Raw genomic sequence first — 12,704 nt, 5'->3', positions numbered from 1 at the left:
CGTCCGACCCCGGCGGGCGGCCGGAGGGGCCGTGGGCGGGCCGCTGCGGGAATGTCCGGCCGGGCCCCGGGGTCAGTCCTGCCCGTACCGGGGGTCGACCGATTCGGGCGCCAACCCCAGCAGCTCGGCGACCTGCTCGACGACGACCTCGTGCACGAGCAGGGCGCGCTCGTCGCGGCTCTTGGTGCGGAGCTCGACGGGCCGCCGGTAGACGACGATCTGCGCGGGCCGTTCCTTGCCCGCCGACACCGCGCTGCCCAGCGGAACGACGTCCTCCGCGGCGGCGGGGACGTCGAGGACGACGAAGTCGACCTCGGCCAGCTGGGGCCAGCGCCGCTCCAGCCGCTCCACCGAGTCCTGGACCAGATCGCGGAAGACCTCGCCCCGGCTGGCCGACAGCGGCACCTGCGGCGGCGCGACCGGCCCGCGCATACCGCGACCATGACGATCACGACGCCGGGGCCGCGGCTCGAACGCGGGAGGGGGTACGGGGCTGTCCATCACCGACGCAGCGTAACGCTCCGGGGACCGGAGCGAACGGGAGGACGACACGGTCGAACCGGCACGGACGACCCGGCACGGTCGGGTCCATCGGGAGACCGCGGGCGGAGACCGCGGCCCGGGAGCGTCGGCCAGCGAGGGGCGGGGCAGGACCGGAGGCGCCGGGGCCGGGGCCGGGCCGGAGTGCGCAGAGGCCGGGGCTGGCCGGGGGCGCAGGCCCGGACGGCCCGGAGGCGCAGGCCCGGACGGCCCGGAGGCGCGGGGCGGGGGCCCGGAAGGCCCGTGCCGACGGGAAGCGGATGCTTCACTTCCGGATGTCCGCAGTTGAATATTTCGGCCAAGGTTGCGCCCTTTTCAGGCCCGTAATCCGATCATCACCCCTCCGTCCGACGTCGCAGCCGGCTTCCGTCCGCGACCTGGGCGACCGCGGCGCGGGGCCCGGTCGCGGCCCCCGCGCAGGTCAGGGTGGCCACCCGGGAAGGGGCCGTGCCGCAGGTCACAGGGCGACACGGTGGAGTGAGCCGAGGGGGAGTCGTCGCAGCCCGCTCAAGAGTGCGGTACCGTCCAACATCGTGAGCCCTGTACGTCGCTGTTCGCGCACCGCGTGCGGCCGCCCTGCCGTCGCGACACTGACGTACGTCTATGCCGATTCGACTGCGGTCCTCGGCCCGCTCGCCACCTACGCCGAGCCCCACTGTTACGACCTGTGCGCCGAACACAGCGAGCGGCTCACCGCGCCACGCGGCTGGGAAGTGGTGCGGCTCTCCGACGGCTCCGCGCCGTCCCACCCGAGCGGTGACGACCTCGAAGCGCTGGCCAACGCGGTCCGCGAGGCGGCACGCCCGCACGAGCGGGGTCCGGACGGCGGAGGCCGGGGCCCTCGCGCGGCGGACCCGGTGGAAGTGGCCCGCAGGGGGCACCTCAGGGTGCTGCGCTCCCCGGACCCCTGAGCCCGTTCCCCGCACACGCCCCCGTGAACGCGTCCCCTGACCCCACCCCCTGACCACGTCTCCCGAGCCCGTCACCGGGGGCGCGACCCGGCCGGGTAGTTTGGGCGGTCCGCAAAGACCCCCAGGAGGACCGGCCGTGGTTGCTGATCTGTCGCAGCTCGTGAAGGCGTACGACGTGCGCGGTGTGGTGCCCGACCAGTGGGACGCATCGCTGGCCGAGCTGTTCGGAGCCGCGTTCGTCCAGGTCACGGCCGCCGACGCGATCGTGATCGGCCACGACATGCGGCCCACCTCACCGGTCCTGGCCGGGGCGTTCGCGCGCGGTGCGGCGGCCCGGGGCGCGGACGTCACGCTCATCGGCCTCTGCTCGACGGACCAGCTGTACTACGCGTCGGGGGCCCTCGGCCTCCCCGGCGCGATGTTCACCGCCTCGCACAACCCGGCGCAGTACAACGGCATCAAGATGTGCCGGGCCGGGGCCGCCCCGGTCGGCCAGGACACCGGCCTCGCCGAGATCCGGACCCTGGTCGAGCAGTGGTCGGAAGGCGCCCAGCAGCCCGCCGCCGCCACCGCCCCCGGCACGATCACCGAACGGGACACCCTCACCGACTACGCGGCCCACCTCCTCGGCCTCGTCGACCTGTCGGCCGTCCGTCCCCTCAAGGTCGTGGTCGACGCGGGCAACGGCATGGGGGGCCACACGGTCCCCACCGTCTTCGCGGGCCTCCCGCTCGACCTCGTCCCGATGTACTTCGAACTGGACGGCACCTTCCCCCACCACGAGGCCAACCCCCTCGACCCCAAGAACATCGTCGACCTCCAGGCCCGCGTCCTCGCCGAGGACGCCGACCTGGGCCTCGCCTTCGACGGTGACGCGGACCGCTGCTTCGTGGTCGACGAGCGGGGAGCGGGCGTCTCCCCCTCCGCGATCACGGCCCTGGTCGCCGCCCGGGAGCTGGCCCGCAACGGCGGGGAGGGCGTCGTCATCCACAACCTGATCACCTCCTCGTCCGTCCCGGAGGTGGTCCGCGAGAACGGCGGCACCCCGGTCCGCACCCGGGTCGGCCACTCCTTCATCAAGACGGAGATGGCGAAGCACGGCGCGATCTTCGGCGGGGAGCACTCGGCGCACTACTACTTCCGCGACTTCTGGAACGCCGATACGGGCATGCTCGCCGCCCTCCACGTCCTGGCCGCCCTGGGAGGCCAGGAGAAGCCGCTCTCCGAGCTGGTCGCGGAGTACGACCGGTACGCCGGCTCCGGCGAGATCAACTCCACCGTCGCCGACCAGGCCGCCAGCCTGGCCGAGGTGAGGGCGGTCTACGGCGCCCGCGACGGCATCGCCTTCGACGATCTGGACGGCCTCACGGTCACGGCCGCCGACTGGTGGTTCAACCTCCGCGCCTCGAACACGGAGCCGCTGCTGCGCCTGAACGTGGAGGCGAAGGACGAACGGACGATGGCGGCGGTACGCGACGAGGTCCTGACCCTGATCCGCTCCAACTGACCGCCCGCCCCTCCCGGCCCCCGCGCCAGGGCGTCCCCTCCCGCCTTCTCGCCGTCCGCTCCGGCTGGTCCAGCCTTTCCGTGCCGGCTCCGAGCGGCACCGGCCCGTCCGGTGCCGGTTCCGGATGGCCTCGGCCCGTCCGGGGCCCGCTCCGGGCGGTTCCAGCTCGCCCGGTGTCAGTTCGGAGTGGTGCCGGCCCGTCCGGTGTCAGTTCGAAATGGCTCCAGCCTCCCCGGCGTTCGAGCAGCGGGGTCCGGGGCGGGGCCCCGGTTCCGGGAAGGGGCGGGGCGGGGAGAAGCCCGCCGCAGGCGCCCCCCCTCCCCCCCCCCCGCCGGTCACTCACCCCGCCCGTCACCCCCCACCGCATCCAGCTCCCGGCCTTCACCAGCCGCCCCCCCCCCCCCCCTTCCCCCCCCCCGCCTCCAGCTCCCGGCCCCTCCCGCCGGGCGCCGCGCCCGCCCCGCACCGCCCGGAACCCCACCTCGCTCCGGCCCCCCGGGCCTCCCCCCCCCATCCGCCCCCACCCGCCTCCGTTCCGACCCCGTGGCCAGGCCGCGCCCCCTCCGCCCCAGCGGTAGGCTGGCGACGCCTGATCCACGCGGATCGGAACCCGCATGCTCGAAGGGACTCACCCCATGGCGCTCGAAGCCGGCCTCCTGGAGATCCTGGCCTGCCCGGCCTGCCACTCCCCGCTCGACGACCGCTCGGCGGCCGACGACCCCGAGCTGGTCTGCACGGGCGACGGCTGCGGCCTGGCCTACCCGGTCCGGGACGGCATCCCGGTCCTCCTCGTCGACGAGGCCCGCCGCCCCGCCTGACCGCGAGCGACCCGCGTCACGGGCCGAGGGCGCGTCCGCCGCCCCGCCCGACCGCGAGCGAACCGTGGCACACAAGGGAAGACGGGCCTCGCGCCCCGCCGGGCGGCCCCCACCGCCCGGGCCACCCGGTCCGGTGACCCGCAGCCTCCGGCCCGACGGCCCCCGCGCCCGGCCCCGCCCGCATCCCGCACCCTCGGTGATCGGAGCCCACCGCCATGCTCGACGAGTCCCTGCTCGACGCCCCGGACGCCCTGGCCCGGGCCGACCGCCGCGATCTGCTGCGCGGCGCGGCCGAAGCAGGAGCCAGGGTGCGTACCGCCGCCCGGCACGCCGCCGAAGCCGGCATCGGCGGCCTGAAACCGGAAGGCCGCCCCCGGTCCGTCCTCGTCGCGGGCCCCGGCACCGCCGCCACCGGTGTCGCGGACCTGATCGGCGCGCTGGCCGGCGCGGCCGCGCCCGTCGTCCGCATCCGGCCCACCGGTGTCGCCCCCGCCCCCGGCGCCCTCCGCTGGGCCCTGCCCGGGTGGGCCGGATCGGTGGACCTCCTCCTCATCGCGACCGCCGACGGCTCCGAGCCGGGCCTCGCCCTCCTCGCCGAGCAGGCGTACCGCCGAGGCTGCACCGTGGTCGCCGTCGCCCCCACCCGCTCACCGCTGCGCGAGGCGGTCGACGGGGTGCACGGCCTGGTGGTCCCGATGGCCGCCGCCCCGCACGGCGAGTACGACGCGGAGACCTCGGCCGCCGGCCCCGGCACCCTGTGGGCGCTGCTCACGCCGCTGCTGGCGCTCCTGGACCGGGTCGGCCTGGTGACCGCGACCCCCGAGGACCTGCAGAAGGTGGCGGACCGCCTGGACCGCACCGCCGAACGCTGCGGCCCGGCCGTCGCTACGTACGGCAACCCGGCCAAGACTCTCGCCGCCGAGCTCGCCGACACCCTGCCGCTGCTGTGGACCGAGGGCGACGCCGCGGGGCCGGTGGGCCGCCGCTTCGCCGCCGTGCTGTCCGAGCTGGCCGGCCGCCCCGCCCTGGCCGCCGAGCTGCCCGAGGCGCTGCCCTCGCACGGCACGCTCCTGACCGGGAACTTCGCGGCGGGCGCGGATCCGGACGACTTCTTCCGGGACCGGGTCGAGGAGGGAGAGACCCTGCGCGCCCGGGTCGTCCTGCTCCGGGACCGCCCGACCGGGGGCCTCAGCGCCTACCCGGCCGCCCGGGAACTGGCGCTCGGTCACGAGGCCCCCGTGAGCGAACTGGAGCCGGAGGAGGGCAGCGCCCTGGAAGCCCTGGCCGAACTGCTCGCGGTCACCGACTTCGCCGCGGTGTACCTCTCCCTGGCCTCGACCCCCGACTCCTGACCGAACCGCCCCGGCGCCTGACCGAACGGCCCCGGCTCCCCGGACCCCGCCCCCCGGTTCCCGCCCCCGATTCCCGACTCAGCCGCCCCGTCTTCCGACCGAGCCCACACCCCCCGGTCACTCCCGCGACGCCAGGACCTCACGTAACACTGGTATCCCTGGTGGCTCATCCGACCGCCCCGCCCCACCCGAGGACGACTCCATGGACCGGCTGTCCAACACCGTGCGCCCCTACGCCTGGGGGTCCACCACGGCGATCCCCGCCCTGCTCGGCATCGCGCCCACCGGCGAACCGCAGGCCGAGATGTGGATGGGCGCCCACCCCGGAGCCCCCTCGCGCGTCACCCGTACCACCCCCTCCGGTACGAGGGAACTGCCGCTCACCGAAGTCATCGACGCCGACCCGGAGGGGGAGTTGGGCGCGGCCACCGTCGCCCGGTTCGGCCCCCGCCTCCCCTTCCTCCTGAAACTGCTCGCCGCCGGCGCCCCCCTCTCCGTACAGGTCCACCCGAACCTGGAACAGGCCCGCGAGGGTTACGCGGACGAGGAGGCCCGGGGCGTACCGATCGACGCCCCGCACCGCACGTACAAGGACGCGAACCACAAACCCGAACTGATCTGCGCCCTCACCCCCTTCGACGGGCTGTGCGGTTTCCGCCCGCCCACCGAGGCGGCGGACGCGATGGAGGCACTGGGAGTCGACTCCCTCAAGCCGTACGTGGACCTCCTCCGCGCCCACCCCGAGGAGGCGGCCCTGCGCGAGGTGCTCACGGCGATCCTCACCGCGGAACCGTCGGAGACCGCCGAGACCGTGGCGGAAGCGGCGGCGGCCGCCGAACGTCTCGGCGGCGCCCACGCCCCGTACGCCCGCATCGCCCACCACTTCCCGGGCGACCCCGGAGTGCTGGCCGCGATGCTGCTGAACTTCGTACGACTCCAGCCCGGCGAGGCCCTGTTCCTGGACGCGGGGGTACCGCACGCCTACCTCGACGGCCTCGGCGTCGAGATCATGGCCAACTCGGACAACGTGTTGCGGTGCGGCCTGACCCCCAAGCACATCGACGTCCCCGAACTCCTGCGCATCGTCCGGTTCGAGGCCACCGATCCCGGCGTGCTGCGCCCGGAAGCGGCCCCTTCGGGCGAGGAGGCGTACGAGACGCCCGCCGACGAGTTCGCCCTCTCCCGCTACACCCTCGCGTCCGGCGCGGCCCCCACCGAACTGACCGCCCCCGCTCCGCAGATCGTGCTCTGCACGGCCGGTTCGATCACGGTCGGCGAACTGGCCCTGGCACCAGGGGATTCCGTCTACGTTCCGGCCGGCGAGCCGGTCGGAGCCACGGGCACGGGCACCCTTTTCCGGGCCGCTGCGGCGGCCTGACCGACAGACCGTCGGGACGGCTGCAACAATGTCCCGCCTCACCGCTGCGGCACATGCCGCGCACCGACGAAGGGACACCACGCACTCATGAGCGCGTCAGGCGGAACCAAGGCGATCGTGGCGGCGCTCGCCGCCAACCTCTCGATCGCCGTGGCCAAATTCGTAGCGTTCCTCTTCAGTGGTTCCTCGTCCATGCTCGCGGAGAGCGTCCACTCGCTCGCCGACTCGGGCAACCAGGGACTTCTGCTGCTCGGCGGCAAGAAGGCGAAGCGCCAAGCCACCCCCGAGCACCCCTTCGGGTACGGGCGCGAGCGCTACATCTACGCGTTCCTCGTCTCCATCGTCCTCTTCTCGGTCGGCGGGATGTTCGCGGTCTACGAGGGCTACGAGAAGATCAAGCACCCGCACGAGATCGAGGCCTGGTACTGGCCGGTCGGGGTGCTGGTCTTCGCGATCATCGCCGAGGTCTTCTCCTTCCGGACGGCGATCAAGGAGTCCAACCAGACGCGTGGCGACCGCTCCTGGACCGAGTTCGTCCGCAGGTCCAAGGCGCCCGAACTCCCCGTCGTCCTCCTGGAGGACCTCGGCGCCCTCGTCGGCCTGGTCCTGGCGCTCGGCGGCGTCGGCCTCGCCCTCGCCACCGGCAACGGCGTCTGGGACGGCATCGGCACCCTCTGCATCGGCATCCTGCTGATCCTCATCGCGATCATCCTGGCCGTCGAGACGAAGTCCCTCCTGCTGGGCGAGTCCGCCGGCATCGAGGACGTCGAGAGGATCAAGTCGGCCGTGGTGGACGGCGAGACCGTCACCCGCATCATCCACATGCGCACCCTGCACCTGGGGCCCGAGGAACTGCTGGTCGCCGCCAAGATCGCGGTCCGGCACGACGAGACCGCCGCCGAGGTCGCGGACGCCATCAACGCAGCCGAGAACCGCATCCGGGAAGCCGTCCCGATCGCCCGGGTCATCTACCTGGAGCCGGACATCTACAACGCCGAGGCCGCGGCCAACGGAACCAACCCGGGCACGGACGCGGCCCCCGGCCCGTCCACCGGCGCGGGCGAGGGCCCGACCGCGAAGGATTCCGGCCACTGACCCTCCGCACATCAGCCCCGAACGGCCCGGTGACCCCTCACACACGCCCCTCTCCCCGGACGGGCTGGGGCTCACTGGGCCGTTCGGTGTAGATTCGGATACGGATAACAGACGTCGCTGCTGATGGCGGTCGACCGGTCGCCGGGAGCGGGCCGGGCGAGGGACAGAGGGCCTCCGACGGACTGCACTGCGAACGCCCGGGCATTCGTGTGCCCCGCCGCGCCGCAGAGTCAGCCCAGACAGCCCACCCTCGACCCATCACGAGGAGCAGCCCGTTATGACGACGGCCACCGACCGCCAGGACTTCAAGGTCGCCGACCTCTCCCTCGCCCCCTTCGGGCGCAAGGAGATCACGCTCGCCGAGCACGAGATGCCCGGCCTGATGTCGATCCGCAAGGAGTTCGCCGCCGCCCAGCCCCTGGCCGGCGCCCGGATCACCGGTTCGCTGCACATGACCGTGCAGACCGCCGTGCTCATCGAGACCCTCGTCGCCCTGGGCGCCGAGGTCCGCTGGGCCTCCTGCAACATCTTCTCCACCCAGGACCACGCCGCCGCCGCCATCGCGGTCGGCCCCGACGGCACCCCGGAAGCCCCCGCGGGCGTCCCGGTCTTCGCCTGGAAGGGCGAGACGCTCGAAGAGTACTGGTGGTGCACGGAGCAGGCGCTGACCTGGCCGAACACCCCCACCGGCGGCCCGAACATGATCCTGGACGACGGTGGCGACGCCACCCTCCTCGTCCACAAGGGCGTCGAGTTCGAGAAGGCCGGCGCCGCCCCGGACCCGTCGACCGCGGACAGCGAGGAGTACGCCCACATCCTCACGCTGCTGAACCGCACCCTCACCGAGTCCCCGCAGAAGTGGACCCAGCTCGCGTCCGAGATCCGCGGTGTCACCGAGGAGACCACGACCGGCGTCCACCGCCTGTACGAGATGCACCGTGACGGCTCCCTCCTGTTCCCCGCGATCAACGTGAACGACGCGGTGACCAAGTCGAAGTTCGACAACAAGTACGGCTGCCGCCACTCGCTCATCGACGGCATCAACCGCGCCACCGACGTCCTCATCGGCGGCAAGACCGCCGTCGTCTTCGGCTACGGCGACGTCGGCAAGGGGTGCGCCGAGTCCCTGCGCGGTCAGGGCGCCCGCGTGATCGTCACGGAGATCGACCCGATCTGCGCACTCCAGGCGGCGATGGACGGCTACCAGGTCGCCACGCTGGACGACGTCGTGGAGCAGGCCGACATCTTCATCACCACGACGGGCAACAAGGACATCATCATGGCCAAGGACATGGCCCGGATGAAGCACCAGGCCATCGTCGGGAACATCGGCCACTTCGACAACGAGATCGACATGGCCGGCCTCGCGCAGATCGACGGCATCGTCAAGGACGAGGTCAAGCCCCAGGTCCACACCTGGACCTTCCCCGACGGCAAGGTCCTCATCGTCCTGTCCGAGGGCCGCCTCCTGAACCTGGGCAACGCGACCGGCCACCCGTCCTTCGTGATGTCCAACAGCTTCGCGGACCAGACCCTCGCGCAGATCGAGCTCTTCACCAAGCCCGAGGAGTACCCGACCGACGTCTACGTGCTGCCCAAGCACCTCGACGAGAAGGTCGCCCGCCTCCACCTGGACGCCCTCGGCGTCAAGCTCACGACGCTGCGCCCCGAGCAGGCGGCGTACATCGGCGTGGACGTGGAAGGCCCGTACAAGCCCGATCACTACCGCTACTGACCGACCATGACCGCCCCGGCCGCCACTGCCACCGGCCGGACCGCGCGTCACCGGCCCACCCGGCGCCCGGGAGAGGGCTTCCCCCTCCCGGGCGCCGGGCTGTGCCGGAGCCACGGCAGCAGCTCCGAGCGCAGGCCCCCGCACCCCCGTGGCGGGGGCCTGCTCCCGTTACCGCCCCCGCACAGCCCGAGGAACCCGAAGGACCCCATGCCCCGCGGCAGGTATTCGCTCCACGACCTTCACGATCACACCCCCCTCGGCGAAGAACACTTCCACTGCGCACCCGGCCCCTCCGGATGGCGCTATGTCTCCCGGACCACGTCCCCCTCCGGGGACCACCTCGGCTCCGTCGACCTCGCCCTGGACGAGCTCGGCCGCCCCATCCGCCTCGAACTCCACGCCGCGAGCTGGCAGGTGCGGGGAGCGGCCCTGGAAGGGGTCACCTGGGTCCGGACCGACCCCACCGGCAGCCACGCCACCGAGGGCAACGTCCGTGCCCACGCCTTCGCCGGCACGTCTCCCGCGTTCCTCGTCGCCATGACCCGGCTCCTGCGCCTCACCCCCGATTCCCCCACGACCCGCGTCCGCGTGGTCACCTTCACGGACCCGGTCCTCGCCCCCAGGACCGTCGACCAGTCCTGGGCGCTGGTGAACAGTGAAGCGCACGCCACTGACAACGGCCCTCTGGTCGTGGACGAATACCAGGTCAGCGACCTGGACACGGGGGAGCGGCACTCCGTCCACATCGCCGGTGACGTGGTCCTCGCGGCTCCCGGCATCGAACTCGAACACCTGGAGACGCCTCCGTCGCCCCGGGCCCCCGCCCCTCCCGCCGAGGACGACGGCGGGGCCGGCGCCACCGCGGGCGCGCCGCCCGGCCCGTGACCCGACGTCAGGCCCTACCCGGGCGGGGCGAACCCGCCGGAGGAAGCCGCAGCACCCCCACGCCGCTGCCCCCGCACCCCGCCGGCGCCACCGACACCGCTGGCAACACCGACACCACCGGCAACCCCGGTACCCCTCGCACCGGTGGGGGCGCCGCCCGCCTCACCCGTACCGCCGCCCCCGCCCGCCGTGGGCGGGCGCTCCGCGAAAGGCCCGTGGCCCGGGTAGCCCTGTGCGACGAGTCCACCCGGCGTGGCGGAAGCCGTCGGCACGGCCTCTCCGGCGGCGGCCCCGCGGAACACGCGGCGGGCGTCCCGATCCCGTCGCTCGTGCAGCACGGCGGCCAGGAACGCGGCCGCGGGAATGCCCTGAGGCGCCGCGGTCCCGGTCCGCGCGACCAGCTCACCGGCCAGCCGATCCGCGATCGAGCGGCCCACGCCGGGGTCCAGCTGCTGCATCCGCGTCAGGTACTGCCGTATCGCGAGCCAGAGTTCGTCCGGCACGGCGGAGAGGTCCACCTGAGTGAACCGTCCGACCAGCCAGGGCGGAGGAGGGGGCACGGCGACGGACCCTCCCGGCGCCCCGACCCGCTCCCGGATCACCAGCGTCCCGGCGAAGAGGTCGCCGATCCTGCGTCCTCGTGCCGAGACCAGGGACGCGACGGAGGCCAGAGCACCGAAGGTCATCAGGATCTCGACGAGCCCCATGCCGCCGCGTACGAGGGCATGCCGGAACCGGATCGGCCCGCCGTCGTCCCGCACCACCCGCAGCCCGCACACCAGTTTCCCCAGGGAGCGGCCGTGGCTCAACGTCTCCACCGCGACCGGGCCACCGATCAGGACCAGCAGGAACGAGGCCGCGACGATCGCCGCGACGGCGGCCTCGTCCAAGGAGGCGGAGGCGATGGCCAGCAGAACCGATATCAGGATGAACACGGCGAACGTGGCCGTCAGATCGATCACCGAGGCCAGCGCCCGGCTCGGCAACCGCGCGGGCCTCAACCCCAGGACGACCGCGTCCCCGGTCACCAACTCGCTCATCGGGCCCCACCCTTCGCCGACCTTCTCGTCCCCAGCCGGGCCCAGTCTGCCAAGCTGACCGCGAGCGCGCCGCAGTAGTACGGCCCCGTACGCCCCCTTGCCTGGAGCAAAAGACGCCCATGGACCTCGACGTCTTCGTCACCGCCCACCGTGCGGAGTGGGACCGCCTCGAACACCTCCTGCGCCGGGGCCGCCGCCTCACCGGCGCGGAGGCGGACGAACTCGTCGTCCTCTACCAGCGCACGGCGACCCACCTCTCGCTGATCCGGGCGAGCAGCCCGGATCCGCTCCTCACCGGCCGCCTCACGCAGCTCGTGGCCCGCGCGCGGTCGACGGTGACCGGCGCCCGCAAGGCGTCCTGGCGTGACGCGGCCCGGTTCCTCACCGCCGGGTTCCCCGCCGCCGTCCACCGCTCCCGCCACTGGTGGATCCCCACCGCCGTGCTCTCGATCGCGCTGGCGGCGCTGCTCGGCTGGTGGATCGGCACCCACCCCGAGGTCCAGGCGGCGATCGCCGCCCCGGACGACCTCCGCGCGATGACCGAGCCGGGTGGGGAATACGAGACCTACTACTCCAGCCACCCGGCCGGGTCCTTCGCCGCACAGGTCTGGACGAACAACGCGCGGGCCGCGGCCCTCTGCCTGATCCTGGGCGCTTTCCTCTGCATACCCGTGATCTGGATCCTCTTCCTCAACATGCTCAACCTCGGCGTCGGCATAGGACTCATGTCCTCCGCGGGGCGGCTCGACGTCTTCCTCGGCCTGGTGCTGCCGCACGGCCTGCTCGAACTGACGGCCGTGTTCGTCGCCGCCGGCACCGGGCTACGCCTCGGCTGGACGGTGATCGACCCCGGCCCCCTGCCCCGTCGCGACGCCTTGGCCCAGCAGGGCCGCGCCGCACTGGGTATGGCCATCGGCCTGGCCCTCGTCCTGTTCGTCGCAGGACTCATCGAAGGTTTCGTCACTCCTTCCGGCCTTCCGACCTGGGTGCGAATCGCCATCGGCATCGTCGCTGAGCTGGCCTTTCTCGCGTACGTGTACGTCCTGGGCGGTCGTGCGGCACGCAGGGGGGACACCGGCGATCTCGCTGCGGTCGAACGCAGCGCGGAGGTTCCCACCGCAGCCTGAGCGCCGATGTGCTTTCACCCCTGCTGAGCTGCTAGTCTCCTCCTCGCCCACAAAACCGTTGACACGGCAGATGTGGGGAGGTAGATTTGAACGGTTGCCTCGGACTGGACAAGTTCGAGATGAGCGCATATGGTCTACCTCGCTCGTGCAGGAGTTCAGTTTCGCTCCGCCGGGCCACATGATTCCCCTTTCTCGAACTCCTCGGGTCGTTGGTTTGGCCCCGAGAGTTTCTGATAAAGTCGAATCCGCCGAAAGGCAAGACCACTCCACGGGTCGCCGGAAATCGAATTCGGGCCGGAAACGGAACGAAAAAGAG

At 72.9% G+C, this 12,704-nt stretch carries 11 protein-coding genes; 9 read left to right on the top strand and 2 right to left on the bottom strand.

Annotated elements, in window-relative coordinates:
* Positions 1–72 precede the first annotated feature (72 nt).
* Positions 73–501: a metallopeptidase family protein gene (locus AMK24_RS25285; protein WP_073771180.1), complete on the bottom strand. Its 429-nt coding sequence runs from the start codon at positions 499–501 to the stop codon at positions 73–75.
* A gap of 572 nt (positions 502–1,073) precedes the next feature.
* On the opposite strand from AMK24_RS25285, the gene AMK24_RS25280 reads away from it, so the two are divergent.
* From AMK24_RS25280 to AMK24_RS25245, 8 genes are all read left to right on the top strand, one after another.
* A complete protein-coding gene (locus AMK24_RS25280) occupies positions 1,074–1,451 on the top strand; it encodes a DUF3499 domain-containing protein (RefSeq protein ID WP_199876500.1) in 378 nt (125 codons plus the stop codon).
* A 136-nt stretch (positions 1,452–1,587) separates the two neighbouring features.
* On the top strand, positions 1,588–2,958 hold the full coding sequence (locus AMK24_RS25275; protein WP_073771179.1) for a phosphomannomutase/phosphoglucomutase: 1,371 nt from the start codon (positions 1,588–1,590) through the stop codon (positions 2,956–2,958).
* Positions 2,959–3,593: 635 nt separating this feature from the next.
* Complete coding sequence (locus AMK24_RS25270) at positions 3,594–3,776, top strand: Trm112 family protein (protein WP_073771178.1); 183 nt, start codon at positions 3,594–3,596, stop codon at positions 3,774–3,776.
* Positions 3,777–3,991: 215 nt separating this feature from the next.
* Positions 3,992–5,128, top strand: coding sequence for an SIS domain-containing protein (locus AMK24_RS25265; protein ID WP_073771177.1), 1,137 nt, complete (start codon positions 3,992–3,994; stop codon positions 5,126–5,128).
* A gap of 202 nt (positions 5,129–5,330) precedes the next feature.
* Positions 5,331–6,506: a mannose-6-phosphate isomerase, class I gene (manA, locus tag AMK24_RS25260; protein WP_073771176.1), complete on the top strand. Its 1,176-nt coding sequence runs from the start codon at positions 5,331–5,333 to the stop codon at positions 6,504–6,506.
* Between the two features lie 87 nt (positions 6,507–6,593).
* Positions 6,594–7,601 (top strand): cation diffusion facilitator family transporter, encoded by a 1,008-nt coding sequence (locus AMK24_RS25255; protein ID WP_073771175.1) that lies wholly within the window; start codon positions 6,594–6,596, stop codon positions 7,599–7,601.
* Positions 7,602–7,878: 277 nt separating this feature from the next.
* The gene (ahcY, locus tag AMK24_RS25250) at positions 7,879–9,336 is read left to right on the top strand and encodes an adenosylhomocysteinase (RefSeq protein ID WP_073771174.1); all 1,458 of its coding nucleotides are present in this window, start codon (positions 7,879–7,881) and stop codon (positions 9,334–9,336) included.
* Between the two features lie 207 nt (positions 9,337–9,543).
* Positions 9,544–10,221 (top strand): hypothetical protein, encoded by a 678-nt coding sequence (locus AMK24_RS25245; protein WP_073771173.1) that lies wholly within the window; start codon positions 9,544–9,546, stop codon positions 10,219–10,221.
* A 14-nt stretch (positions 10,222–10,235) separates the two neighbouring features.
* Here AMK24_RS25245 and AMK24_RS25240 read toward each other — a convergent pair whose 3' ends face one another.
* Positions 10,236–11,261 (bottom strand): RDD family protein, encoded by a 1,026-nt coding sequence (locus AMK24_RS25240; RefSeq protein ID WP_073771172.1) that lies wholly within the window; start codon positions 11,259–11,261, stop codon positions 10,236–10,238.
* A 119-nt stretch (positions 11,262–11,380) separates the two neighbouring features.
* On the opposite strand from AMK24_RS25240, the gene AMK24_RS25235 reads away from it, so the two are divergent.
* Positions 11,381–12,388 (top strand): stage II sporulation protein M, encoded by a 1,008-nt coding sequence (locus tag AMK24_RS25235; protein ID WP_073771171.1) that lies wholly within the window; start codon positions 11,381–11,383, stop codon positions 12,386–12,388.
* The last annotated feature ends 316 nt before the right edge of the window (positions 12,389–12,704 follow it).

Origin of the sequence: Streptomyces sp. CB02366, assembly GCF_001905905.1 — a bacterium.
Classification (GTDB): domain Bacteria; phylum Actinomycetota; class Actinomycetes; order Streptomycetales; family Streptomycetaceae; genus Streptomyces.
Note: the sequence above shows the minus strand (reverse complement) of the source record. Positions and strands in the feature narration are given on the sequence as shown.